This window comes from Neorhizobium sp. JUb45 (assembly GCF_004343585.1).
Taxonomy (GTDB): domain Bacteria; phylum Pseudomonadota; class Alphaproteobacteria; order Rhizobiales; family Rhizobiaceae; genus Neorhizobium.
In genome coordinates this window covers 767,880-793,917 of the sequence record NZ_SLYW01000001.1, presented here as the reverse complement: position 1 = coordinate 793,917, position 26,038 = coordinate 767,880, and the positions used below count along the sequence as shown (strand labels likewise).

Genomic DNA, 26,038 nt, shown 5'->3' with positions numbered 1-26,038 from the left:
CACAGAACTGCGGCACAACGATTCCTACAAATAAACATCAGACTAAATTAAAGTCTTTTTCTCATACTGACGGCATATTCCATGGGACATTTGGATGAGTATTTTGCCGTCACCACTTACGTTCAGAGATTTCTTCTCTGGTCGGTTTCATCAGCTTGGCTACATTCTGCCTGCCATCCTGGTGATGACAGTGGTGGCCGTCGGCATTGTCCGTGCCGTTCAGGATGAACATGAGCGCCACATGTGGGCGCAGCGGCTTTCCGCATCGGAACAGCTTGCCCAGGTGTCCTCCATGCTCGAAACCAACATCCACGGCAACGTCAACCTAATTCACGGTCTCGTCGCCGCCATCGCCGCCGATCCGTCGATCAATCAGGCGCAGTTCGCCCAACTGGCCGAACACATCTTCGCTCATCCGTCGCAACTGAAAAATGTCGCTGCGGCACCGGACCTCGTGGTGCGAATGATCTATCCGCTGGCGGAAAATCGCGAAATCCTCGGCCAGGACTATACGGCAAATCCCAAGCAATCGGCCTCCGTGATGGAAGCGATCAAGCGGCGCACCACCACGATCGCAGGTCCCGCCAAGCTCGTTCAGGGCGGCAAGGGTCTGTTTGCCCGTTATCCGGTCTTCCTCTCCTCCAACGGCCATTTCTGGGGTGTCGTGTCGACCGTAATCGATATCGACCGCCTGCTGCGCGACAGCAATGTCGATACGGAGCGGCAGCAACTGGAGATCTCGATCGCGCGGCGCCCGGTTCCGAAGGAAAAGGATGTGTTCTTCGGAGATGCCGGCCTTTTCTCGCAGGACGTCGTTCGTACCCGCATCGAACTCGGCTACGACACCTGGTATCTGGCGGCCCGGCCGAAGCTCGGATGGCAGACCACGCCACCGGATATCGCCCGCCTCTATATTTACGCCACGCTGGTGGCTCTTACCGTGTTTCTGCCAACCATCTGGGTCGGCTTCCTGATCCGCCAGCGTCAAGGTCATATCCAGACGCTGCAACAGCGCGAAGAACAGCTTCAGTCGCAGAATGACGAGCTGCGATCGGCGCGCAGGACGCTGGAACACCAGTCCCTGCATGACGCCCTCACCGGCCTTCCCAACCGGCGTTTCCTCGACCAGTTCATGGACGCATCCGCCGCGACTTCCGAAAGCGACCGGCTGGCCTTTGTCCATATCGATCTTGACCGATTCAAGGAGGTCAACGACACGTTCGGGCATGCTGCAGGCGATCAGGTCCTGCGCCAGACGACAACGCGCCTGCAGGCTCTGCTGCACGGTGACGAATTTGCATCCCGTATCGGCGGCGACGAATTCGTTCTCGTCACCAGCGGCACCAAGGCGGCAGACCGCGCCCTTCAATTGGCACGCGCCGTCGTCAAGGCGCTGGCCCGGCCGATCATCGTTGATGGCCATGAATGCCATGTGGGCTGCAGCGCCGGCGTGGCGGCGCAATCCGTTGCCGGCGAAGACCTCAGGCAGTTGCTGATCAATGCCGATATAGCGCTCTACGAGGCAAAAAAACGCGGCCGCAACCGCGCCGAAATCTTCTCTGAAAACCTCCTGCTTGCGGCGATCCACACCAAGCGCAGTTCCGACGAATTGCTGGTGGCGATCGAAAACGATCAGATCGTGCCGTTTTTCCAGCCGCAATTCGATGCACGCACGCTCGGCATCGTCGGCGTCGAAGCACTGGCACGCTGGCAACATCCGACCCGCGGCATCCTGACGCCCGACAAATTTCTCGACATCGCCGAGGGCCTGCACCGCTCCGGCGACATCGACGCCATCATCCTGCAAAAGGCCCTGTTCCAGGCCACCCGCTGGCGCGCCCGCGATCTGAACATACCGCATCTGTCGGTCAACATTTCCGCACAGCGCCTGAAGGACGAAAATCTGCTCGCACAGATTTCCAGCCTCAACATCCCCAAGGGCAGCCTGTCATTCGAACTGCTGGAGTCGATTTCCTTCGATGGTCAGGACAAGGCATTGCGCTCCGTCATCGGCCACCTCAAGGATCTCGGCATCGATATCGAAATCGACGATTTTGGCTCGGGCCACGCCTCGATCGTCAGCCTGCTGGATCTCGATCCAAAACGCCTGAAGATCGACCGCCGCCTGATCATGCCGCTTGAAGCCTCCGGCTCGCAGCACCGGCTGGTCGCCTCGATCATCGAGATCGGCCGCAGCCAAGGCATCGAGATCGTCGCCGAAGGCGTCGAGACGACGGCGCATGTCGAAATCCTGCGCAATCTCGGCTGCCATGTGCTGCAGGGTTATGCCTTCGCAAAACCGATGTCTGCGGAAGCCTTTGTCGAGTTTGCGGAAAACTGGCAGGCAGAGCGTGGCGATCTGTTCTCCCACGCCCGCCAGTCGGCCTGACATCCGCACTCATCAAGACATAAAAAATCCCCCGACAGCAGGCTGCGGGGGATTTTGATGTCTTCGCTCAATAAGCGACGGATCAGATTTCCGACTGGCTCGTAACGATCTTCGAAGCGAGACCATAGGCAACGGCTTCTTCAGCACCGAGCCAGTAGTCGCGATCGATGTCCTTGGCGATCTTTTCTTCCGTCTGGCCGGTGGCCTTCGCGAAGATCGTGATCAGGCGCTTGTTCATCTTGATGATTTCGCGTGCCTGGATCTCGATATCGGATGCCATGCCGCGCGTGCCGCCAGAGGGTTGGTGCAGCAGGAAGCGGGTGTTCGGCAGAGCGATACGGCGTTCCTTCGGAACCGAAACGTAAATCAGCGCGCCGGCGGAAGCGACCCAGCCGGTACCGATGATCCAGACCTTCGGCTTGATGAACTTGATCATGTCATGAATGGAATCGCCCGATTCCACGTGACCGCCGGGCGAGTTCACATAGATGCGGATGTCTTCGTCACTGGCGGCAGCGAGAGCAACCAGCTGGGTGCAGACCTTCTGCGCCAGTTCCTGGGTGATGCCGCCATAGATGAAGATCGAGCGGGACTTGAAGAGATTGGCTTCAGTCTCCTTGCCGAGCGGCAATTCCTTCGTCTTGTCGTCGTCGTTTTCGTCGTTCATCATTGTCTCCAGCATGGACGTGTCGATACCGGACATAATGCGTTCGCGTCGTTAAAACAATGTGCGAATAGGCTTAGAGCCTTTCATTGTTAACCGGAAACGGATCTGTGACGAATTCCGCGTCCCCGGCATTTTGCCCATGGACTGCAAAAAGCACTCTGCCTAATCTTGACCCCATACCGGCGGATCGGTGCACCATCACCACCGTCAGGCATCAAGGGGAACAACCATGTCGATATTCAAACGCCTTTCCATCACCGCCGCCATATTTGCAGCCGCGGCAGCACCCGCCTTTGCGCATCTCGATCCGCAGGAACACGGCTCCTTCATGGCTGGCTTTTCGCATCCGCTGTTCGGCATGGACCATATTCTGGTCATGCTCGCCGTCGGCCTCTGGGCCGCGCAGATAGCGCAGGGCAATAATAACCGTCGCGCATTGTGGCTGGTTCCGGCAGCCTTTGTCGGCACGATGGCGGCAGGCTTCGGCATCGCCGTCTCGGGCATCGATCTTCCCTTCGTCGAACCCGCCATTCTGGCATCCGTGATCGCACTCGGCCTGCTCGTCGCCATGGCTGTCAGGCTGCCGGTTGCTGCATCGGCTGCGATCGTCGGCGTCTTCGCACTCTTCCACGGTCATGCCCATGGCGGTGAACTCGGCGCGGCCGGCGCGTTGCAGTTCGGCGCAGGCTTCGTGATCGCCACCGCCTTCCTGCATGTCGCGGGCATTGCGCTTGGCCTCGGCATCGCGCGTTTCAGCCCTTATATCGCCCGCGTGCTCGGTGTCGTCACAGCCCTTCTCGGCCTGTCTCTCGTCTTCGGCTGAGCAGCCTTCCAGAGCAATTCGAAGGTTACCAAAATGTAAGGGATCGTCGCTTTGAAAAGCCACGATCCCTTCCTAATTCGAGAGTGGATATCACCGCCAAGGAGGCAGATATGTCACCCGAAGAACGCCAGCTTCTCACCGCATTGTTCGACCGCATTCAGACCGCATCCTCCACCCCGCGCGACCGCGACGCGGAAACGCTGATTGATGAACAGACGCGCCGTCAGCCCTACGCCACCTATTACCTCGCACAGGCCGTCATCGTTCAGGAAAAGGGACTGGAAGCGGCATCCCACCGCATTCAGGAACTCGAAGCGCGCGTGGCAGAACTGGAAAATGCCGCCAGCAGCCCGCGGCAGGGCAGCAGCGGCGGTTTTCTCGGATCGATTTTCGGCAGCAGCGAGCAGCCGACACAGAGCGCCACCAGACCGGATCGAATTCCGGCTCCAAGTTCCGCCTATGCCGGCAATCCCGGCTACGACAACAATGATTATCGCCCTCCGCAGCCGACCGGTGGGCCATGGGGCGGTGGTCAGTCCTTTGGCGCCCAAACTTCCGCACCATCGGCAGGCGGCAGTTTTCTGCGTGGTGCGCTCGGGACCGCGGCCGGCGTCGCCGGCGGCATGCTGCTTGCCAATTCACTTTCCAGCGTTTTCAGCAATCACGTGTCCGGTCTGGGCTGGGGCTCGCCGGCCGAAAGCGCAACGGCTGCCAGTAGCGGCCCGGTCGAGGAGACCGTGATCAACAACTATTATGGTGACAGCGCGTCCAAGGATGACAACCAGCAGACATCCGGCAACGATCAAGACGATGGCAATGCCCAGCAGGCTGATTACAACGACGACGACAATGGCGCGTCGGATTACGGCGATGACGATTTCGGCGGCAGCGACGACAGTCTCGACGTTTGATCGTCATCATGCCACGAACGAAAAAAGCGCCGGAGCGATGCGTTCCGGCGCTTTTAGTTTCCGAGAGTGGAGCGACCTATCCCGGCCCCTCTCCAAGGCTCGGTGCGTTCGTCACTGCAATCGATTCACTGGATCGATTGCTCCGGCTTTGCCGGATCGTTCCTCACCCACGTCCGCGATAGGTCGGCACACCCTGATCGGGCAGCCAGACGCCGGCCGGAACGTCGCCGGTCTGCCAGAAGACGTCGATCGGAATGCCGCCGCGCGGGTACCAGTAGGCGCCGATCCGCAGCCATTTCGGCTGCAGCAGATCGACCAGCCGCTTGGCGATATAGACCGAGCAATCCTCGTGAAAAGCGCCGTGATTTCTGAACGATGTCAGGAAAAGCTTCAGCGACTTCGATTCCACCAGATAGGCGTCCGGAATGTAATCGATGACGATATGGGCAAAGTCCGGCTGGCCGGTCATCGGGCAGAGTGAGGTGAATTCCGGCGCGGTGAAACGCGTCACGTAATCCATGCCCTGATTGCTGTTGGGCACACGTTCCAGCACGGCTTCTTCCGGGCTTTTGGGTGCATCCACCTGTTTTCCGAGCTGCGACAGCCCGCTGACATCCGTCATCGTCATTTGCCTGTTCCTTCTATTTCGACGCGCAATCCATGGGCATGCTCGCTTTCGGGCTCCACATGGATCGCCAATGTGGCGCCGGGAATAACCGCTTTGATCGCATCTTCCAAGCGGTCGCAGATCTCATGCGCCTCAACGACCGACATCGAGGCCGGCACGACGAGGTGGAAATCGATGAACGCAGCCGAACCGGCCTGACGCGTTTTCAGATCATGGACATCGAGCGCCCCACCGCAATGGGCAGCAATCGCCTCGCGCACCGCTGCTTCTTCCTCCGGCTCTAGCGCCTTGTCCATCAGCCCGCCCAGCGAATGGGTGATGACCTTGTAACCCTGCCAGAGAATGTTGATGGCGACGAATATCGCCAGCAGCGGATCGAGAATGGCGTAACCGGTCAGAACCGCCAGAACCAGACCGACGAACACGCCGGCAGACGTCACCACGTCCGACATGATGTGCTGACCATCCGCGGTCAGTGCCACAGAGCGATGCGCCCTTCCCGCGCGGATCAGCGTGGTCGCCCAGATGGCGTTGATCACACCGGCAACCGCATTGATGCCGAGACCGAGCCACGGCGCTTCCGGCATGACCGGCGCCATCACCGCAGCCCATGCCTCCTGAATGATCAGCAGCGCCGCAACGACGATCAGCACGCCTTCGAGGACGGCGGAAATATACTCCGCCTTGTGATGACCGAACTGATGGTCATGATCGGCGGGGCGCTGCGCATAACGAATGACGAAATAGGCGATGAAGGCGGCAGCCACATTGACCAGCGATTCAAGACCGTCCGACAAAAGCGCCACCGAACCGGTCACCCACCAGGCACCAAGCTTGAGGCCCAGCACGCCGATCGAGATCGGAATCCCCCACATCGCCAGCCGCTCGACGGTCTTGTCGTCCTTCACCACGTCCAAATTCCCTTTCCTGCGTCTGCGAATGATTTGCAGAACGCCATGCCCAAAACGACGAAACCGCCGCAGCGAGAATGTCTCGCTGCGGCGGTTTCGAATTGACTGGTGATATGGCTCAGGTGACGGATTTTGTCAAAGGGTCAGGCGGCGGCTTCGTAGGCCTCGATATTTTCCAGTTCCCCCTTCAGCTTCTGCATCTCGACCTTCAGATCAAAACTGTTCTGCAGGTTCATCCAGAATTCCGGCGAGGTCTTGAAGAACTTGGCGAGGCGAAGTGCCGTATCCGACGTCACGCCTGTTTTACCAGCCACGATGCGTTCGATTCGCGTGCGCGGAACATGAAGCTTTTTGGCAAGCGCATAGGGCGTCATGTCGAGAGGATCGAGATAAAGCTCTCGCAGGATCTCGCCGGGATGGATCACCGGAAGCTTGCTGACGGTCATGTCTATCTCCTGTGAATGCGACCTAGTGATAATCGGTTATCTCGACATCCTCTGGACCAGCGTCGGTCCAGCGAAAGCAGATGCGCCATTGCTTGTTGATACGGATCGAATGCTGCCCAGCCCGATCACCCGACAATTTTTCAAGTCGGTTCCCCGGCGGAGATCGCAAATCCTCAAGCGAGGTTGCCGCGTCCAGAACAGCAAGGAGCAACTGCGCCCGACGCAAAAGATCGGCGGGAAACCCTTTACGGACGGACCCGTCGTCGATCGCCTGCGTCAACTTATCCTTGAACGACCTGATCATCAGCAAGCCTCCAACAAACGTATCATACAAAGATACCAACCAGAGAGCAAGCAAACGTATCAGATCGCGATACCGATTATTCGAAAATCATCGCCATCAGCACGCTGTCCATATAGCGACCATCGATACGAATGGCATCGCGTGCCAAGCCTTCGTGCCGGAACCCGACCTTCTCGTAGAGAGCGATGGCGCGCAGGTTATCCGCATGGGCGTGCAGCTCCACTCGATGCATGCCGGCAACTCTTGCTGCCTCGATGGTCGCAAGGATCAGCTTGCGACCCAATCCCCTGTCGCGATAATCGGGAATGATACCCATGCCAAGCACGCCGCAATGGGCCTGCGCATCCCGCGCGCCGCGGCGGATATCGCACCAGCCGACAACCTTGCCGTCATCGACAGCCACCATATGCGGATGGCCGGAAGCGATATTGTCTCGAACGAAGGACAACATAACCTCGACCGGCGGCGCTTCCAGAAACACCAGATATTTTCGCTCGCGCGCGACAATATCGAGAGCCTTGCGAAAACCCTCGACATGTTTTTCTTCGATCGGTTCGATGATGATATCGCTCGTCACGTCTGCATTTCTTTCAAGCGAGGAAAAATTCAGCGGTTACTCGACAACAAGTCCAATCCGGGCATCGTCTTTTGATGCGACGACGGCAACGAGACGACCCGTGACGCTATCGGCCGGTACAAAACCATTTTCACCGAGCTGATCGGGATATCGGCTGTCGGCCGAGTTGTGCCTGTTGTCGCCCAGCACGAAATAATGGCCCTCCGGGACATGAAACGGCCCGGCATCGTCCGTTTTGGCTGAAGGTGGTTTCGCCGTCATGCCGATATTGTACCGACGCCCTTCAGGCGTCGTTTCCGTCAGAACACGAACAGCACCGCCGCCCAGCGCCTCGAAGGATTGCTCCGTTGCAGACTGCGACAATGCGCGTCCATCAATGAACACGACGCCACCTTTCAACTCGACCGTCTCTCCCGGCAGGCCGATCAGGCGCTTAACATAGGTGACGGGCTTGTCGGAATAGGCCGTCTTGGTGTCGAACAGAATGATATCGCCGCGTTGCGGTATCTCGTCTGCACGATAGGATTGGCGAGCAATCAGCTCACGCTCACGCACGGTCGGCGCCATCGACGATGATGGCTGCACCAGCATTTTGAGGCCGCAATTGTCCTGCCAGAACCTTGCAGCATCGCAATCCTCCGGCACGACAGCAGCAATGCCGGTTGCCGTTTTCCTGACGAAGATTTCCACCCGTTGAGGATCGGCTTCCCATATCCCGACACTGCCCAGCAAGACCGGGTATAGGGGCCGGAGAACATCGACGAATGCATCGACCCGTTCGGCCATCGGCTCGGCAGCCGCCGGCAGCGGCACAAATGCCAGAGCTGCCAGCAGAATTTTGCGATAAACTCCTGAGCGCATTACAAATCCCCCGTCAAATCTACGAGGGATCTAGGTCAGCGAAAGCGGTTTCCATCCCCGTGAAGGAACAGAAATCGGTCAAGCCGCCTTCGTCTCACGCTTCCTTGCCAGATGCGCCACGACGTTCTCGATCATCCGCATGCCGGCATCGCCGCCGAGCGACATGATCGATTCCGGGTGGAACTGTACCGCCGCGATCGGCTCCTTGGCGTGTTCGATACCCATGATCGTGCCATCCTCGCTTTCGGCGGTGATGATGAAATCACGGTCGAGCGTTGCCGGATCGGCGAAGATCGAGTGGTAACGGCCAACCGTCACCTCCTTGGACAGACCCGAGAACACGATACCCGGCTCCAGCACGCGGATACGCGACGGTTTGCCGTGCATCGGCACGGCCAGATGCCGCAACTCGCCGCCATAGGCTTCGGCGAGTGCCTGCAGGCCGAGGCAGACGCCGAAGATCGGCAGGTTTCTCGCACGTGCCGCCTTGATGGTGGCCTTGCAGTCAAAATCCTTCGGATTGCCCGGACCGGGCGACAGGACAACGAGATCGGGATCGAGACGGTCAAAAATTTCCTGCGGCACCGGCGTGCGCACGGTCGAAACCTCGGCACCAGTCTGGCGGAAATAGTTGGCGAGCGTGTGAACAAAGCTGTCCTCATGATCGACCAGCAGAATCTTTACGCCTTGGCCGACCTTGGCCACATCACGGGAAACCTTGCCGGAATTGCCGGCGCGTGCGTCACGGATGGCGGAAATCATGGCGGATGCCTTCAGTTCGGTTTCGGCCTCTTCCTCTTCCGGGTTTGAATCGTTCAGAAGCGTCGCCCCTGCCCGCACCTCGGCAATGCCGTCCTTGATGCGGATGGTGCGCAGGGTAAGCCCGGTATTCATGTCGCCGTTGAAACCGACCATGCCGATCGCGCCGCCATACCATGCGCGCGGACTGCGTTCGTTCTGCTCGACAAACCGCATCGCCCACAGTTTTGGCGCACCGGTCACGGTTACGGCCCAAGCGTGGGAGAGAAAACCGTCGAAGGCATCCATGTCGGGGCGCAAACGGCCTTCGATATGATCAACCGTGTGGATCAGACGCGAATACATCTCGATCTGGCGGCGGCCGATCACCTTGACCGAGCCCGGCTCGCAGACGCGGCTCTTGTCGTTGCGATCGACATCCGAGCACATGGTCAGCTCGGACTCGTCCTTCTTGGAATTCAGCAGCTTGAGGATCTGTTCCGAGTCGGCAATGGCATCTTCACCACGCTTGATCGTGCCGGAAATCGGGCAGGTCTCGATACGACGGCCCGACACGCGTACGAACATTTCCGGCGAGGCGCCGACCAGATATTCCTGATGGCCGAGATTGATGAAGAAGGAATAGGGCGACGGGTTGATCGCCTTGAGGCGGTTGGAGATCTGCGACGGATTGCTGTCGCAACGCTCCATGAATTTCTGGCCCGGCACGACCTCAAAAAGGTCACCGCGACGAAAACTTTCCTTGGCGCGGGTCACAAGCGCCGCGTATTCGCCCGGCTTGTGATCGCCCTTCGGCGGAATGACATCGGTGCGCACGAACGGATCGGGCGCGATATCCGATGCCTTGCCCTCGGTCGTCACGCCGTCCTTGGAAAAATCATAACGATCAACCCAGGCCTTGGCGGCATGATGGTCGACGACGAGAATTTCGTCGGGCAGGAACAGAACCATGTCGCGCTGGTCTTCCGGGCGCGCCAGCGAGAGCTTGATCGCATCGAACTGGAACGCCAGATCGTAACCGAAGGCGCCAAACAGGCCGATGGCGCTGTCGGCATCCGAATAGAACAGGTCGACGACGGCACGCAGGACCGTAAACACGGTCGGCATTTTCGAGCGCTCTTCCTCGGTGAAGGCGCGGGTCGGCTCGTTGACGGTGAGGTCGAGACGGCGGCTTGAGCGCTCGCCGAGCGTCAGTTCCGGTTCCTTGGCGAGACGCTCGGCAACGAAATCGAGCAGCACTTCGCCACGACCGTTAAAGGCTTCGATCCAGACTTTTCGGCCATTCGAGGAAAAGCCCAGCGGCGGATCGGCGATCGCGGTGTCCCAGCGGGTGTAACGGCCCGGATATTCGTAATTGGAGGAAAACACCGCGCCGCGACGCTCGTCCAGCCTGTCGACATAACTGCTGATCGCCGTCGCATATTCCGCCGGCCGGCGCTGGCGGCGCACACTGATGCCGCCCCGCGTGGAATAACTTTCTGAACCGTCGTCTTCGATAACCGTAACCATATTCCGCCTCTGAATTGGGTTGCCCGATCCGGTCAGCGGCTCAACAAAAAAGCCGCCTCGTGGTTCGGGCGGCTTGTCGTCGTCTTGTCGATGGACATGACTGGTCAAGGCCGCGTTAGCGTGCCCACCACCAGTTAGCAATGTTCATCGAGTTCATCATGGGGCGAATTGTTAGCGTGGCTTTGAAATGCATGCAAGCGGATTCCTGCCGCAATTTTATTGCCGTTTCGATGCGACCAAATCATCGCCGTCTGCGTTCCCTTCCTCGCCGGCCATCCGAAAATGGTTTGCCGCCCAATGAAAGGACCGATGAAGGATGAAGCCTATCCTTTGTGTTTTTGCCTGCCTGCCGCTTGTTCTGGGGGCCGCCATGCCGCCTCACCCGCCGGTTCCGGCCATGGAGCGCACCGACGTCATGCCCGTCAACGCCTTCGACCGTTTCATGAAGGATATCGGTGCGCGAAAACAATCGTCCCGCCCAAAATCCTCCGAACGCCGCCGCGCACGTCCCAACCGCACGAACAGTGCCATACCGGCAGCGCCAGCCCTGGCGATCGTTCCGGTGCCGACCCCGAAGCCGGGCGAAAACGCGGCACCCGCGGTGAAGACCGAGGAAACCAAACCGGCTGAAACACCAGCGGCGCAAACACCGGTAACCACTCCGCCCGCGCCCAACAATGCGGACAAACCCTCCGTCACCACTACCGAGCCACCCGCTTCGGCCCCCGAACAGCCACAGGCGGCAGAGGTTCCCACGCCGCTGCCAAAACCGGAGCCGCCGCCGACAGAAAAGCCCGAGGCCACGGACAAGGCCGAACAGAAACCGGAGAATGCCGAGCCCGCTCCAAAATCGGAGGAGCAGAAGGCAGACCAGCAAAAACCGGGCGATGAGAAGAAGGACGAGGAAAAAGCCGACACCCCGCCGCCTCCGCCGCTCGAAAAGGAAGATCCGGAAGAGCTGAAAGCCTGCCTTGCCGATCTCACCGCGCTTGGCACCAAGTTTGAAACCATTCCGGCCATCACCGGCGAGGAACCCGGCTGCGGCATCGAGCAGCCCATTGCCGTGAAGGAGATCCTGCCGGGCGTAGAGACCGGTGGCGCGCAGATGCGCTGTGAAACGGCCAAGGCGCTCGCCACCTGGATGAAGGACAATGTCCAGCCGGCAATGAATGTCGCCATGCCGGGCCGCAAGGTCACCGGTATCGTGCCCGGCTCCACCTATGCCTGCCGCCTGCGCAACAGTGCCTCGACCGGCAAGGTATCCGAACACGCCCGCGGCAACGCCATCGACGTTGCAGCGTTCAAGCTCGACAATGGTGAAAAATTCGAGATGAAACCGCGCGAGGAAGATTCGACGCTGGAAGGCGCATTCCAGCGCACCGCAACGGCCAGCGCCTGCCTGTATTTTTCCACCGTTCTGTCACCCGGCAGCGATGCGACGCATCAGGATCACCTGCATCTCGATGTGCTGGATCGCAAGAGCGGGTACAGATATTGCCGGTGACGGACAAAGGTCCGGGCGTATGACAAACCGTCCAATGTAATGCTCGTCATCCTCGGGCCTGTCCCGAGGATCTGAGCACACCAGTAATTACAGGCAGTTACAGATCCTCGGCACAAGGCCGAGGATGACGGCGGAGATGTAGAACCTCAGAACAGGCCTTCGATATACCCCTGATCATTCAGCACAATGCGCTCGGCGGCCGGTGAACGCGGCAGGCCGGGCATGGTCATGATATCGCCGGTGATGGCGACGACAAAACCGGCGCCGGCAGACAGGCGCACTTCGCGCACAGTGACCACATGGCCTTCCGGCGCACCGCGCAGGGTCGGATCGGTCGAGAAGGAATATTGCGTCTTCGCCATGCAGACCGGCAGCTTGCCGTAGCCCTGCTCTTCCCAGATTTTCAGCTGGTCGCGCACCGCCTTGGTCGCCGTCACTTCACCGGCATGATAGATCTTTGCGGCAACCGCCTCGATCTTTTCCATCAGCGGGATGTCATCGGGATAGATCGGCTCGAACTTTGCCGTGCCCGACTGCGCCATCTCCACGACCTTCCAGGCCAGTTCCTCGATGCCGGCAGAACCCTCAGCCCAGTGACGGCACAGGATCGCCTCGGCACCAAGATGCGCCACATAATCCTTCACGGCCTGAACTTCCGCATCGGTATCGGAGATGAAGTGGTTTATGGCGACCACGACCGGCACGCCGAATTTGCGGACATTGGCAACATGACGGCCAAGGTTGGAGCAACCACGCGTCAGCGCCTCGACATTTTCTCGGCCCAGATCTTCCTTGGCAATACCGCCATTCATCTTCAGCGCCCGCACCGTGGCAACGATGACGGCGGCGTCAGGCTTCAGCCCCGCCTTGCGGCACTTGATGTCGAAGAATTTTTCAGCGCCGAGATCGGCACCGAAACCGGCTTCCGTCACCACGTAATCGGCGAGTTTCAGCGCCGTCTTGGTGGCGATCACCGAGTTGCAGCCGTGCGCGATATTGGCAAACGGGCCGCCATGCACGAAAGCCGGATTGTTTTCGAGCGTCTGCACCAGGTTCGGCTGCATCGCATCCTTGAGCAGCACGGCCATCGCGCCATCGGCCTTGAGGTCGCGGGCAAAAACCGGCGTCTTATCGGTGCGATAGGCAACGATGATATTGCCAAGACGGCGCTCGAGGTCTTCGAGGTCGGAAGCAAGGCAGAGGATCGCCATCACTTCCGAGGCAACGGTGATGTCAAAACCACCCTCGCGCGGGAAACCGTTGGAGACGCCACCGAGCGAGCCGACGATTTCGCGCAGCGCACGGTCGTTCATGTCCATCACGCGGCGCCAGGTCACCCGGCGCACATCGATATTAAGTGCATTGCCCCAATAGATGTGGTTGTCGATCATCGCGGCAAGCAGATTGTGCGCCGAGGTGATGGCGTGGAAATCGCCGGTGAAGTGGAGGTTGATATCCTCCATCGGCACGACCTGCGCATGGCCACCGCCGGCGGCCCCGCCCTTGACGCCGAAACAGGGGCCGAGCGAAGGCTCGCGCACACAGATCATCGCATTTTTGCCGATGCGGTTGAGACCGTCACCAAGGCCCACGGTTGTCGTGGTCTTGCCCTCGCCGGCGGGTGTCGGGTTGATCGCCGTTACCAGGATGAGCTTGCCGTCGGTTTTTTTTGATTGTGCGTTAATGAATTCCGCACTGACTTTCGCCTTGTCGTGACCATAGGGAACGAGATCCTCGGGTGCGATGCCGAGCCGGGCGCCTATCTCGAAAATCGGTTTCTTGGTCGCGGCGCGCGCGATTTCGATGTCGGAAGCTACGGTCGGCAAATGTCATCTCCTTGGAATGGCGAGCCCGGAAAATCGCTGAAACGGGCTGATACGGCAAGGCTTGTTGCAAGGCCATCCCCATCAATCACAAACAACTATTAATCGATCGAAAAACGCGATCGAAAGAATCGGGGCGCGTTATATTTTCCCGGATATAGAAAAGGCCAAAAAAAACGACGATACGCGTCGATGAAATTGAACATAAAGCGCTGAAATAACGGGAAATTTTGAGCAAAAGCCCAACAAGCTTCTTTTCGGTTCGTTAAATCCGAAAAAATATGCTGGCAACACAGCTTTTTTGGTATAATCGTTGCGTCCCAACATAATTGGGTGTCATGTTTCGGGATCACCATGATCACACTCGAACGGCAAGCGGCTCTGAACAAGGAGATATCCTCGTCAGAATCGCATCCGGACGTCATCTCTGCTCTGAAGAAGGTTGCCGTGGAATTCGGCTTCCGGCATGTCACGTTGCTCGCCTCGCCGGACCCTGATGATATTCTTCTGGCACCGCTTATCGTTGAGACCACTTGGCCGCGCGATTACATCCGTGAATTCGACCGCCGCAGATTGATGCGCCGTTGCCCGCTTGCATCGGTGTTGATCGGCTCTGCGCTTCCGGTCAGTTGGTCGGCCGATCATGACCACAATCACAATCTTGAATTCGATGCCCAGACGATGGAGTTGCTGCGGCGTTATGAAATCATGTCCAGTGCCGCCATGCCGCTGCATTCGGTTGATGGCAACCGCTTCATCATGCGTTTCGACGGCACGCGCGCACCGCTCAACCAGCCGGAACTCAACGAACTGGGGATGATTGCCCTGCATGCTTTCGATGTTTTCGATCGCCTGCGCCGGCATGAGCCTCGCCCCACGGCACCCGCTCTCACAGCCCGCGAGCTTGAAGTGGTCCGCTGGACATCACAGGGCAAGACATCCAACGAGATCGGCAACATTCTCTCGCTGTCTGATCACACCATCAATGCCTATCTCACGAATGCCATCCGCAAACTCGATTGCGTCAACCGCACGCAATTGGTAGCTAAAGCCATCCGGCTAAAGCTAATCGCCTGAGATTTGGCCTCGGAATGCATCAAGGAGTGCTGTCTTGCCGTTTTGGGTCGAGCAGGAACATCGAGACAACGAACAGCACCAGGGCATCGGCATCAAGGATGCGGAAGTCTTGCAACTGGTTACGGCATTCCAGCTGTTCGGCTCCTGGCGGCTGGATCTCGATAGCGGCCATTTGTTCGCCAGTTCCGATTTCAGCGACCTGTTCAGCCTCGAACATACTGACGGCCCGATGAACCTCGCTGCGGTTTCCGCCCAGATCCACCCGGACGACCTCGGCTTCATCATGTCGACCTTCGAACGCGCAAGTGTCGACAAGCGCACCTATCACAGCATCTTTCGTGTCGGTGCCGAGGGTGAAACATATCGTTTCCTGCGCTCGGTCGGCATGTTCCGCAACAAGCCTGGAACCTCTGGCGAAGTTGTCGGCATTACCTATGAATTTTTCCCGCGCCGCAGCGGCACCGCGTTCATGTCTGCCGACGAGCGCTGGCCGCTTGGCAGCCCCGGCCCGCATCAGACCGACAGCGAAGATTGATCGCCTTGGGCCCTGATTCGCGCATGCAATCATGACGGCAGCGCAGCTCTTCTCCCTACCTTTCAGCCGTCAATGACGGTTTTCCACGCTCGCCTTGCAACAGCCGCTGGCTGTATTTTTTGGGTGAAAGCATCGGCAAAGCGTCAAATCACTTGCGCAATCGTATTCAACTCGGCGTGATAACTGCTATAGGTGGTTGAAAAGAAATAAGGGGCTAGACGCATAAGTGGGACCTAGGAAAATCGACCCGGAGCATATTCTCGACGCAGCCGAGCGCGTTATTTCGCGTACAGGTGCCGCAAGTCTGTCAATCGACTCCGTTGCCAGGGAAGCTGGCGTCAGCAAGTCGCAGGTTGTTTACGACCACAAGACGAAATGTGCGCTTCTCGAAGCACTGGTTGAACGCCAGATACTAAGAGACCAGCAAACCACAGATTCTTGCGTAAAAGATTGCTATGATGCCGGGTCGTCTCACGCCGAGCTGTTTGGCCGGTTGATCGCTGCACGCAAACGGCCAAATGAAAGAGACCGCGCGGTGGCGATGGCCGTCAGCGTGTCTTTGGGCCGAGACGAACTTTTGCAGAAGATCATGCGAGACTGGATGAACAAAGAGCTTGCCGCCGTTTCGCATGGCCCCAAGCCAAAGGCGGCGCGTATGGCATATTTCGCACTGACCGGCTTCAGCTGCATCGAGCGCTTCAATTTCCACACATGGACCGATACCGAGCGCACCGAGATCCTCGAAGAGATTGCGGAAGTCTACGCCACCTATACGGCCTGAACGGGACAGCGGCGGACAGCCGCCACGAAGGCGCAGGCGTCATCGTTTTCAAGGCACTCACCACAACGACAAAGCCGCCCTTCCAGGGAAGAAGGACGGCAAAGATCGACGTGGAGGTATTGTGCCGACACTTTCCTTGACCATCACGACAAAGCCCAATCCCTTCGTCGGTCGCAACGACACCGAAGATCAAGGGCCCTGCCCTACGCTGTAAAGCGCAACACACAGACACAATACGAACGATCGTTCAAAACAGCAAGCGCTCTTTGTAGGATCGCGAACGAGCACCGCATATCGGATCCCGGCCTCGAAAACGGGACACCAGATCACATTTAAGCCACGAAATAGCCATTATTGCCGCTTGATCGGCAAATCGTGATTGTGTTTTTTTTATCACGGACGCTGACGGAAACACGCCAGCGACACCCGGATCCGCATTCACCAATTGCGAAAAGAACGATCGTTCGTACATTGGTCAACGTGTGTCGAATACATTTCGACTCGGATCAGATCGGGCGCACCCTGTGCCCAACCCACCATACTGGAGTTCAACTGATGAACATCAAGAGCCTTCTTCTCGGCTCCGCTGCTGCCCTCGCAGCAGTATCTGGCGCCCAGGCTGCCGACGCTATCGTTGCTGCTGAACCTGAGCCCATGGAATACGTTCGCGTTTGCGACGCTTTCGGCACCGGCTACTTCTACATCCCGGGCACCGAAACCTGCCTCAAGATCGGTGGTTACGTCCGCACCCAGGTTGACGGCCGCAGCGACTTCAACATCGACGGCGTTGCCACGACTGCTGGCCGCTCTGCCGGTTACCGCACCAACACCCGCGCCCAGCTGCGCCTCGAAGCCAAGTCCGACACCGATCTCGGCACGCTGGCTTCGCGCGTCACGCTTCGCGCCAACACCAACGACCCCAGCCGCGGTAGCGACTTCTACCTCGAAGAAACCTACATTGAACTTGGCGGCCTCCGCGTCGGTCAGTTCTACAACTACTTCGACACGGGTCTTCCGGGCGAAACCGTTCTTCACGATGCCGGTCCGGCAGCTGGTTATGTAGGCTACCAGGCCACCGACACCCTGAACAACGGCATCCGCTACACCTTCGACGGCGGCGCGTTCAAGGGCTACGTTGGCGTTGACGCATTCAACTCGGAAGCCGGTTGGAAGACCGATTTCGCTGGCAATGACGACGAAATCGGCGTCAACGGTCTTCTCGCAGCCAAGTTCGGCGGCGTTTCGATCGACGTCTTCGGTGGTTATGAATTCGACAACGAAGATGGCGTCATCGCATCCACGCTGACCGCCGAAATCGGCCCCGGCTCGCTCGGCGTCTTCGGCGTCTACTCCACCGGCCCGAACCGCTACTGGGATTACTCCGAGTGGACCATCGGCGCTGAATACGCCATCAAGGTCACCGACAAGCTGACGATTGCTCCCGGCGCACAGTACTGGGACAAGATCGTACCGGTTTCGGGCGATTACGTTGGCGGCAGCGCATGGCGCGTTGGCCTGACGGCTGACTACGCCATCACCGAAAACCTGGCGTTCAAGACCACCGTCAACTACACCGACGTCGACATCGACAACGGCGTTGCCGGCGACGGCGACCGTTGGGACGGCTTCGTTCGTCTGCAGCGTAACTTCTAATCTGATCTTTCAGGTCTGATCGGAAAAGCCCGGCAAGTTTCTTGCCGGGCTTTTCTGTAATTGCAGCACTGCGTATCCGAAGAAGATCAGCGATCCAGAACCGAACGGACTTCCACGAGGTTCGAGCGGACGCGCAGCATGTAAAAGCCCATGGTCGACAGATGCGTCGGCATGATCAATCCATCTTCGCGACCATTGGAAATGATCGAAGGCTGAATTTTCAGCGCCGCCTTGAACTGGCCGAGCGTATCAGTCCAGAGCGGTCCCAGATTACGCTCGCGAATGACCTGACTGAAATCGGCGCCAGCAGCCGAAAGCACGGCATAGTAACCGTAAAGCTGGCCATAGGCGAACCAGAACCGGTCATCGGCACGCGTGTCGAACCAGCCGCCATTATGGTTTTCCGAACGCTCTCGCAGGATCGCCGTCGTGCTACCGAGATCGTTGGCGATGCGATCGACGAATTGCACGAGATTGTCGGCGCGGCTGTCGAAGGTGGTCACGCAGGCGGCCAGATCGACATTGAACTTTTTCAGGCTGGTAATCGCAGCGCGATAATAGCTCGGCGTCGGCGTCTTGGGGCCGAACGGCGTCAGGCCAAAATACCAAGAATATTCATCGAACTGCAGATTGTTGCGGGCATCCTGCAGGTTGTTGTCGATGCCGGATGTGCCGCGCACGCGGGCAAGACTGTCGACAAGCTCGACCGTCGTGCGGCGCAGGGCCTGGTTCACGCCGCGCTGGAACGAAGCCTTGTTGTCGAAGAACGGCGTATGATCCCAGTCGACGCCGAAAAAGCCCAGTCGATAAAGCAGCATGGAGGATATCCATGCATTACTGTTGACGTTGCGGTTGGTCAGATCGGCTGCGACATCGACGATGGCCGATGACTGGCATTGGCGTGGCGGCGTCACCGCACCAGCCGGCGCATCGACGCTGGCGGGCGCCGGTGTCGTCAGCGTCTGGCCGGCCGGCACCGTCCGTTCCGAGAAACGGTAGCTATCCACGAAATCCGGATCGAAATCGGTCCAAAGCTGAGTTTGGTAGAAGAAGTAGCCATAAAAGCCGAACACGATCGCCAGCACCGCGATAATCGTTCCGCGGATCGTCCAGTTGCGCTGACCATACCAGCCTCGCGCCGCCATGAACGGCCAGGCGAGACGCGCAAAAACCAGCCCCAGAACACGGGACAGGCCGGCAAGCAAACGCCGGAAAAAGGCGAGGATCGGTTCAAACATAAGGGGTTATTGCTCCTGTGTCGGCCGGAATATCAGGCTGTCGACTGTTCTGTTTGCGGAATATGCTGTGTCGCTGCGCCACTTTCCCCTTGCCGCACCGGCGCCGGGTTGAAGCGATGCAGAAAACCGGCGTCGACGGCATGCTTGCGCCGCTCGACTTCGCGCATCGACAACATGTTTTTCTCGCAGAGCGTCAACAGCGGCAAAAATGCGCCACGCGCCTCAGCTGAAAACAGGTCCGCAAGCGGCAATGACTGCCCAGCTGTGAGAGCATGCAGGACGACGATACCGCGCTCGGCCTCGATGCTGAGCTTGTGGTACAGGCTGTTGCAGGCCGCTTCATGACGGATGATTGCCTCAGCAAGGTCCTGCCGGCTGGCCAGTCGCTCCGTCGCATCGGAAATGGCCTCGTCGTCGATGGACTTCGTCTGCTCGATCCGTTTGATAAGATCGCCTTCTATCGACACGAGGTGTGATTTCATCACCTGACGGTGCATTTCAAGCGCTGCAATCAGACGTGCCGCACGCTCAAGCGACGTCACAAGACGAGCAGCCAAAACACCATCACGGCGGCGCATGTCGTTCGATGCCGGCCTCAAGCGCAATCGGCGCAGAAGTTTTTCGTGAAGGGAAAGAGCCTCCGTATCGCTCGCCTGCATGATGATCGTGTGGATATCGTGATCCAGGCGGCGTGCGAAATGTACAAGCGGCGATTTTGCTCCAGCGGCAGCATCAATACCAGACACAACGACAGCGACATTGCGTTCGCCCGCTTGCACGGTTTCGGAGATCACGGACAACTCTGCGGCATCGTCGGCAACATCAGACTCAGCCAGCGTCTGCGGCGCTTCGGGCACCCATCCCGCAACAGTTGCTTCGATCTCGGCGAGGATCTTCAGTGCACCGGAAAGTTCGTTGTCAGCAGGATGTCGTTTCGCCATGCGGCAGCCCCTTTATTTGCCCGCTAGACATAAGCACGGACAGGTAAAATACCAGAGGCATTTGGTCGGATGCGGCGGTACATCCCTGCCCCGCCGCATCGATTATGATGTATTACGTCGATCAGAGGCCGAGATTGGCGATTTCCGCATCGAGGCGATCACGGGTCTTTTTCGGCATCTTGGCAGCCTTTATGGCATCGAGATTGGCAGGCGCACCTTCACCGACGACGACCAGCGCCACCATGCCCATGCCGAAATGCGGCGTGCATTTCACGACATAAGCGCCTTCCTTGTCGACGGTGACCACCAGATCGGTGCTGATCTTGCCCTTGAACGGTTCGACACCTTCCGGGATCAGTTCCTTCACCGCCTGCGCATCATGGCCCTTATCGACGGAAACGAAGCGAATCGTGTCCCCCACGGCGGCGCGCACGGAAGCCGGCTCGAACACCATGGCCTGACCGTCGCTGCCCTTGTTCAGCATCTTGATTTCGATGTCCGCCGCCAGCGCCGGAACGGCGAAAAGGCCGATAGCGGCTGCAAAAAGGGCTGGGCGGATGAGTGCGAGACGCATGGGAAACTCCTGTGGCGTTCATGGCTTTTGTCACGCGACACCTACACCCCATGCTCGCCCAGCCACATTGACGGAGATCAATCTTGCTGCAGCGCGCCATTATGTCGCAAATACCCCTGTTAACCTGCCGTTTTTGCGCGCGCTTGCCTGTTGGCGGGATGTATTCATAATAACCGGGAACAAAAAAGAACGGGAGCCCAACATGCGCATTATCAAATCCATGACCGTACTGGCCACCACTGTCTCGGCCCTCCTCCTCGCGCAGACGGCTCAGGCCGCCGATGCCAAGAGCTGTGCCACCGTCCGCATCTCGGATGTCGGCTGGACAGACCTTGCCGCGACCAATGCATCCTTCATCACCGTGCTGGAAGCGCTCGGCTACAAGGCCGACGTCAAGACGCTCGGTGTGCCGGTCACCTACTCCTCGATGAAGAACAAGGATATCGACGTCTTCATCGGCAACTGGATGCCCGCCCAGAACGGCGCCATCAAGGATTACATCGCCGACAAGTCGATCGAGAGCATCACCGTCAACCTCGAAGGCGCGAAATACACGCTCGGCACCAATGCCGCCGGCGCCAAGCTCGGCATCAAGGACTTCAAGGATATTGCCAAGCACAAGGCTGAACTTGGCGGCAAGATCTACGGCATCGAGCCGGGCAATGAAGGCAACGGCATGATCGTGTCGCTGATCGACAAGAACACCTTTGAGCTCAAGGGCTTTCAGGTGGTCGAGTCTTCCGAGCAGGGCATGCTCACCGAGGTCACCCGCGCCGACAAGGAAGACAAGCCGATCGTCTTCCTCGCATGGGCTCCGCATCCGATGAACGTCGCCCACGAGATCACCTATCTCGCCGGCGGTGACGAGACGGTCTTTGGCCCGAACTACGGCGGCGCCACGGTTTATACCGTCGCACGCGGCGGTTATGTCGCTGAATGCCCGAACCTCGGCAAGCTGCTCAAGAACGTAAAGTTCTCGCTCGACATGGAAAACACCATCATGGGCAAGATCCTCGACGACGGCGAAGATGCCGACAAGGCCGCCAAGGCCTGGATCAAGAAAAACCCGACGGTGATCGAGCCGTGGCTGGCCGGTGTTACCACGCTCGACGGCAAGGATGGCCTTGCAGCCGTCAAGAAAGAACTCGGCCTCTGATTTGACATCCATGACCCGTGGCGGCTAGGCCGCCGCGGGCACCCGCCCTTTCTTTTCCTCCGGATGGCAGGTTTCTCGTGGATTGGCTTGAAGAGCATCGTTTTCCCATCGGCGCATGGGCTAAGGCGGTCGTCGACTGGTTGACGACCAATGGTTACTGGTTTTTCAGATGGCTGTCGGCCGTCTTGTCCTCCGTCATCGACGGATTGTTATGGGTGCTGGAAACGCCGCACCCGCTCGTTGTCATGGCGGCCTTCGCCATTCTCTCATACTGTCTCAGGCGCTCGATAGCGCTTGCCCTTTTCACCTTCGGCGGCTTCCTGTTCATCTTCAACCAGGGTTACTGGGAAGAGACGACACAGACGCTGGCACTGGTCAGTGCGGCAACCTTCGTCAGCATGCTGATCGGCATCCCGCTCGGCATCGCCGCTGCGCGCCGCGAATGGCTCTACAACGCTATGCGGCCGATCCTCGACCTGATGCAGACGCTGCCGAGCTTCGTCTACCTCATCCCGGCGCTGATCCTATTCGGCCTCGGCATGGTGCCCGGCCTCATCGCCACCGTGATCTTCGCCATCCCCGCGCCGATCCGCCTCACCCGGCTTGGCATCATCTCGACGCCCGGCGCCCTCACGGAAGCAGCCGTTGCCTTCGGCGCCACACCGTCGCAGGTGCTGCGCAAGGTCGAACTGCCGTTCGCCGCACCGCAGATCATGGCCGGCATGACCCAGACGATCATGCTGTCCCTTTCGATGGTGGTGATCGCCGCCCTCGTCGGCGCCAACGGTCTTGGTGTTCCGGTGCTGCGCGCACTCAACACCGTCAACGTCGCCCGCGGCTTTGATTCCGGCCTCTGCATCGTCATTCTGGCGATCATTCTCGACCGCATGTTCCGTACATCGCAGGGAGGCGCATCATGACCGCCAACACCATGGCCGCCGTCCAGACACCGGTCGAAACAAAGCCAAACGACTGCGTCAGGTTCGACAACGTCGATATAATTTTTGGCGATCGCCCCGAGCGTGCCCTGCCGCTGGTCGATCAGGGCAGGACACGCGACGAAATCGCCGCCGAGACGGGTATCGTGCTCGGTGTCGCCAACGCGTCGCTGTCTATCCACGAAGGCGAGATCCTTGTGCTGATGGGGCTCTCCGGCTCCGGCAAATCGACACTCCTGCGTGCCGTCAACGGGCTTGCCCCGGTGGTGCGCGGCAGCGTCAGCGTCGCCACGCCGAACGGCCCTGTCGATCCTTACAAGGCCGATGCAAAAACGCTGCGCGATCTGCGTATGCATTCGGTTTCGATGGTTTTCCAGCAATTCGGCCTGCTGCCCTGGCGCACGGTCGCGGAAAATGTCGGCTTCGGCCTCGAACTTGCCGACGTGCCGGAAGCCGAGCGCAAGAAACGGGTCGCCGAGCAGCTGGAACTGGTCAGCTTGTCGAAATGGGCCGACCGCAAGGTGGGGGAACTCTCGGGCGGCATGCAGCAGCGTGTCGGCCTTGCCCGCGCCTTTGCCACCGGCGCGCCCATCCTGCTGATGGACGAACCGTTTTCGGCCCTCGACCCGCTGATCCGGACGAAACTGCAGGATGAGTTGCTGGAATTCCAGCGGCGACTGAAAAAGACCATCCTGTTCGTCAGCCACGATCTCGACGAAGCGTTCCGTATCGGCAACCGCATCGCCATCATGGAAGGTGGCCGCATCATCCAGTGCGGCACGCCGCAGCAGATCGTTCAGGCACCGGCTGACCAGTATGTCGCGGATTTCGTGCAGAACATGAACCCGATCTCGATGCTGACGGCAGCCGATGTCATGCGCCCGGGCGTTGCCGACGCTTCCGTGCCCGTCACCGCCACTGCACCGGCAACGACCCCCCTGGTGGACATCCTTGACGCCATGTCCCGCCAGCCGGGTTTGATAGGCATCATTGACAATGGCGCGGTGGTCGGCACGATCACCGCCGATGATGTGATCGCCGGCCTCACCCGGCACCGCCGCCGCTGAGACCAGCATGCTTCGTTGCCGGATGACAGTTCGGCACGACGAGGAAATATTATGAAAGACAAGCCCTCCCCCATTCGCGAAACCGACGAGGAAGCCCGCCGCCTCGGCCGCAGGCTGCTGCGTGGCGCGCGTTATGCGTCGCTCGCCGTCATCGATGCACAGACCGGCTTTCCAGCCGTCAGCCGGGCGCTTTTGGGGATGGATCTCGATGGCGTGCCGGTCATTCTCGTCTCGGATCTCGCCAGCCACACCGTCAGCCTCAAAAAGGATCCACGCTGCTCGATCATGACCGGGGAGCCCGGCAAGGGCGATCCACTCGCACACGCCCGCATCACCGCCTTCTGCACGGCCGAACCGGTCGATCGCGATAGCGATGATTACAGCAGAATTCGCGCCCGTTTCGTCGCAAGACACCGCAAGGCGGAGCTGTACGTCGATTTTGCCGATTTCCGTTTCTTCAGACTGGTGCCTTCGTCCGCCGCTTTGAACGGCGGCTTTGGCAAGGCCTATATACTGGCAGGCGAAGAATTGACGATTCGCAATTTCTCGTTTGAGGCAGAATGGTTACACCTCCAAAAATTAGTGGGGGCAATGACCACCGAAGCAGACGCTGCGGCACGTTTCCTGAAAACGCGAGAAACCGGCGATTGGACCATTTCCGGCATAGATATGGCGGGTTTTGATCTGATCAGGGGCGATATCTTGCTCAGATATGAGTTTAATGAACCGATTTCAGGCCCAAATGAGATTTTGGATCGTATTTCAAATTTTTCTAAAACATCATAGACGCTACGCTAAATTTAGGGATATACAATCCATCACAGAGCTTGCTAAATTTTCGGTCTCGAACCGATCAGACTTACTGATACCTGCATCAACTCAGCTGATACCTGCTTTCCTATTTTGAGGGGACGTTTGAACGACATGGACACGATGTCACTTTCCGATCACTCGACGACGGCCGCTGGCCTTCTGTCGGCAATGGCCAACCCGAAACGCCTGATGATTCTCTGCTGCCTGGTAAAGGGCGAAGTGGCCGTCGGCGCGCTCGCGAACCAGGTTGGCCTGAGCCAGTCTGCTCTTTCCCAGCACCTTTCCAAGCTGCGCGCACAGAAGCTGGTCAATACCCGCCGCGACGCACAGACGATCTACTATTCCAGCTCGTCGGAATCGGTCCTCAAGGTTCTCGAAACACTTGAGACAATCTACTGTGCACCTGAGCGGAAAAAGACTGCCGCCTAATGGTAGCGCTGTCAAAAGGTAAAACTACCTTGACGCGCATTTGCTAATATAGGCGACCTTGCCTACGAAATCGAATTCGGCACTAGCGGCACTCCCAACCCGCCATGCCGGGTTTCTGCATTTTACATATGCCTTTACTTCAGATGACGTTGCATGCCACGGCGAAAGCTAGGGCGCCTGCAACGTCATCGTTGCTCTTTGCAAGCTTGCTTCCTCAATCCTGTGCGCCATCTATCCGCGCGAAATCAGGAGTACAGGATGACAAAACAATTCAAGCTGTCGGCAGATGCCATCAAGCCACTCGCCACCGGTCACGGCGGCTGCATCGCCAGCGACATGATCACCGTCGACGGCCATCCGGTCGGATTTTTCTACCGCCAGAAACCCGATAACGACATGGACAGCGGCTGGCGCTTTCTCACCGGTTTTGAAGACGACGCTTATATGGATGACGCGGACAATCACGCCATCTACGACGTCAACACCATCGCCAATTACGACCCGTCCATCATTGCGCTCCTCGATGCTCCGATCGGCAGCGTTTTCGAACGCGACGAGGATACGTCTCGCTTCGTGAGCGTGGATGACTGGGCGACACCGGCCTGACTTAAGCAAATCCGGATATTCCGCACAACGGACTGATGACAGGCCATGTAAGCGCCCCTATAAGGCGACACGTACGATCAGGTTATCGGACGGAGAAGGCATGATGCATGCCGACGGC

Annotated in this window: 26 protein-coding genes; 14 read left to right on the top strand and 12 right to left on the bottom strand. The window is 58.8% G+C overall.

What is annotated here, in order from left to right; genetic code table 11:
- Positions 1–94: 94 nt before the first annotated feature.
- Positions 95–2,389 carry an EAL domain-containing protein gene (locus EDF70_RS03840; protein ID WP_132271990.1) on the top strand — a complete coding sequence of 765 codons (2,295 nt, stop codon included), beginning with the start codon at positions 95–97 and terminating at the stop codon, positions 2,387–2,389.
- Positions 2,390–2,471: 82 nt separating this feature from the next.
- Here EDF70_RS03840 and EDF70_RS03835 read toward each other — a convergent pair whose 3' ends face one another.
- Positions 2,472–3,056 (bottom strand): ATP-dependent Clp protease proteolytic subunit, encoded by a 585-nt coding sequence (locus tag EDF70_RS03835; protein ID WP_132271989.1) that lies wholly within the window; start codon positions 3,054–3,056, stop codon positions 2,472–2,474.
- Positions 3,057–3,285: 229 nt separating this feature from the next.
- Between EDF70_RS03835 and EDF70_RS03830 the strand changes: the two genes are divergently transcribed.
- Together EDF70_RS03830 and EDF70_RS03825 are read left to right on the top strand one after the other, a co-directional pair.
- Complete coding sequence (locus tag EDF70_RS03830; RefSeq protein WP_132271988.1) at positions 3,286–3,879, top strand: HupE/UreJ family protein; 594 nt, start codon at positions 3,286–3,288, stop codon at positions 3,877–3,879.
- A gap of 110 nt (positions 3,880–3,989) precedes the next feature.
- The gene (locus EDF70_RS03825; protein WP_132271987.1) at positions 3,990–4,790 is read left to right on the top strand and encodes a DUF2076 domain-containing protein; all 801 of its coding nucleotides are present in this window, start codon (positions 3,990–3,992) and stop codon (positions 4,788–4,790) included.
- A gap of 163 nt (positions 4,791–4,953) precedes the next feature.
- On the opposite strand, the gene queF is transcribed toward EDF70_RS03825, so the two are convergent.
- The 7 genes from queF to EDF70_RS03790 form a co-directional block, all read right to left on the bottom strand.
- Positions 4,954–5,418, bottom strand: a complete 465-nt coding sequence (queF, locus tag EDF70_RS03820) for a preQ(1) synthase (RefSeq protein ID WP_112734420.1) — start codon at positions 5,416–5,418, stop codon at positions 4,954–4,956.
- Positions 5,415–6,293, bottom strand: a complete 879-nt coding sequence (locus EDF70_RS03815; RefSeq protein ID WP_132272558.1) for a cation diffusion facilitator family transporter — start codon at positions 6,291–6,293, stop codon at positions 5,415–5,417. Before EDF70_RS03815 ends, queF begins: the two co-directional genes overlap by 4 nt.
- 179 nt (positions 6,294–6,472) lie before the next feature.
- A complete protein-coding gene (locus tag EDF70_RS03810) occupies positions 6,473–6,775 on the bottom strand; it encodes a HigA family addiction module antitoxin (protein ID WP_132271986.1) in 303 nt (100 codons plus the stop codon).
- 22 nt (positions 6,776–6,797) lie between these two features.
- Complete coding sequence (locus tag EDF70_RS03805) at positions 6,798–7,079, bottom strand: type II toxin-antitoxin system RelE/ParE family toxin (protein ID WP_132271985.1); 282 nt, start codon at positions 7,077–7,079, stop codon at positions 6,798–6,800.
- A gap of 76 nt (positions 7,080–7,155) precedes the next feature.
- On the bottom strand, positions 7,156–7,656 hold the full coding sequence (locus EDF70_RS03800; RefSeq protein ID WP_132271984.1) for a GNAT family N-acetyltransferase: 501 nt from the start codon (positions 7,654–7,656) through the stop codon (positions 7,156–7,158).
- Positions 7,657–7,692: 36 nt separating this feature from the next.
- Positions 7,693–8,517 (bottom strand): signal peptidase I, encoded by an 825-nt coding sequence (gene lepB, locus EDF70_RS03795; RefSeq protein ID WP_132271983.1) that lies wholly within the window; start codon positions 8,515–8,517, stop codon positions 7,693–7,695.
- Between the two features lie 78 nt (positions 8,518–8,595).
- Positions 8,596–10,785: an anthranilate synthase gene (locus EDF70_RS03790; protein WP_132271982.1), complete on the bottom strand. Its 2,190-nt coding sequence runs from the start codon at positions 10,783–10,785 to the stop codon at positions 8,596–8,598.
- Between the two features lie 316 nt (positions 10,786–11,101).
- Between EDF70_RS03790 and EDF70_RS03785 the strand changes: the two genes are divergently transcribed.
- A complete protein-coding gene (locus tag EDF70_RS03785; RefSeq protein WP_245519034.1) occupies positions 11,102–12,289 on the top strand; it encodes an extensin family protein in 1,188 nt (395 codons plus the stop codon).
- Between the two features lie 146 nt (positions 12,290–12,435).
- Here the strand turns inward: EDF70_RS03785 and EDF70_RS03780 are convergent, their stop codons facing one another.
- A complete protein-coding gene (locus EDF70_RS03780; protein WP_132271981.1) occupies positions 12,436–14,115 on the bottom strand; it encodes a formate--tetrahydrofolate ligase in 1,680 nt (559 codons plus the stop codon).
- A 351-nt stretch (positions 14,116–14,466) separates the two neighbouring features.
- On the opposite strand from EDF70_RS03780, the gene EDF70_RS03775 reads away from it, so the two are divergent.
- The 4 genes from EDF70_RS03775 to EDF70_RS03760 all read left to right on the top strand — a co-directional run bounded on the left by EDF70_RS03775 (position 14,467) and on the right by EDF70_RS03760 (position 18,158).
- Positions 14,467–15,189 carry a LuxR family transcriptional regulator gene (locus EDF70_RS03775; protein WP_132271980.1) on the top strand — a complete coding sequence of 241 codons (723 nt, stop codon included), beginning with the start codon at positions 14,467–14,469 and terminating at the stop codon, positions 15,187–15,189.
- A gap of 34 nt (positions 15,190–15,223) precedes the next feature.
- Positions 15,224–15,724, top strand: coding sequence for a diguanylate cyclase (locus EDF70_RS03770; RefSeq protein ID WP_132271979.1), 501 nt, complete (start codon positions 15,224–15,226; stop codon positions 15,722–15,724).
- 226 nt (positions 15,725–15,950) lie between these two features.
- A complete protein-coding gene (locus tag EDF70_RS30595; protein ID WP_132271978.1) occupies positions 15,951–16,505 on the top strand; it encodes a TetR/AcrR family transcriptional regulator in 555 nt (184 codons plus the stop codon).
- Positions 16,506–17,060: 555 nt separating this feature from the next.
- Positions 17,061–18,158, top strand: a complete 1,098-nt coding sequence (locus EDF70_RS03760; protein WP_132271977.1) for a porin — start codon at positions 17,061–17,063, stop codon at positions 18,156–18,158.
- 86 nt (positions 18,159–18,244) lie between these two features.
- Here the strand turns inward: EDF70_RS03760 and EDF70_RS03755 are convergent, their stop codons facing one another.
- The 3 genes from EDF70_RS03755 to EDF70_RS03745 all read right to left on the bottom strand — a co-directional run bounded on the left by EDF70_RS03755 (position 18,245) and on the right by EDF70_RS03745 (position 20,911).
- The gene (locus EDF70_RS03755) at positions 18,245–19,396 is read right to left on the bottom strand and encodes a DUF2333 family protein (RefSeq protein WP_132271976.1); all 1,152 of its coding nucleotides are present in this window, start codon (positions 19,394–19,396) and stop codon (positions 18,245–18,247) included.
- 32 nt (positions 19,397–19,428) lie between these two features.
- Complete coding sequence (locus EDF70_RS03750) at positions 19,429–20,337, bottom strand: hypothetical protein (RefSeq protein WP_132271975.1); 909 nt, start codon at positions 20,335–20,337, stop codon at positions 19,429–19,431.
- 121 nt (positions 20,338–20,458) lie between these two features.
- Positions 20,459–20,911, bottom strand: a complete 453-nt coding sequence (locus EDF70_RS03745; RefSeq protein ID WP_132271974.1) for a pseudoazurin — start codon at positions 20,909–20,911, stop codon at positions 20,459–20,461.
- A 202-nt stretch (positions 20,912–21,113) separates the two neighbouring features.
- On the opposite strand from EDF70_RS03745, the gene choX reads away from it, so the two are divergent.
- The 6 genes from choX to EDF70_RS03715 all read left to right on the top strand — a co-directional run bounded on the left by choX (position 21,114) and on the right by EDF70_RS03715 (position 25,920).
- Complete coding sequence (gene choX, locus EDF70_RS03740) at positions 21,114–22,067, top strand: choline ABC transporter substrate-binding protein (RefSeq protein WP_132271973.1); 954 nt, start codon at positions 21,114–21,116, stop codon at positions 22,065–22,067.
- 77 nt (positions 22,068–22,144) lie between these two features.
- On the top strand, positions 22,145–22,987 hold the full coding sequence (gene choW / locus EDF70_RS03735; RefSeq protein ID WP_132271972.1) for a choline ABC transporter permease subunit: 843 nt from the start codon (positions 22,145–22,147) through the stop codon (positions 22,985–22,987).
- 11 nt (positions 22,988–22,998) lie between these two features.
- Positions 22,999–24,072, top strand: a complete 1,074-nt coding sequence (gene choV, locus EDF70_RS03730; protein ID WP_132272556.1) for a choline ABC transporter ATP-binding protein — start codon at positions 22,999–23,001, stop codon at positions 24,070–24,072.
- Positions 24,073–24,123: 51 nt separating this feature from the next.
- Positions 24,124–24,858, top strand: a complete 735-nt coding sequence (locus tag EDF70_RS03725) for a pyridoxamine 5'-phosphate oxidase family protein (protein WP_132271971.1) — start codon at positions 24,124–24,126, stop codon at positions 24,856–24,858.
- A 138-nt stretch (positions 24,859–24,996) separates the two neighbouring features.
- The gene (locus tag EDF70_RS03720; RefSeq protein ID WP_132271970.1) at positions 24,997–25,314 is read left to right on the top strand and encodes a metalloregulator ArsR/SmtB family transcription factor; all 318 of its coding nucleotides are present in this window, start codon (positions 24,997–24,999) and stop codon (positions 25,312–25,314) included.
- A gap of 258 nt (positions 25,315–25,572) precedes the next feature.
- A complete protein-coding gene (locus EDF70_RS03715) occupies positions 25,573–25,920 on the top strand; it encodes a DUF2185 domain-containing protein (protein WP_132271969.1) in 348 nt (115 codons plus the stop codon).
- Positions 25,921–26,038 lie beyond the last annotated feature (118 nt).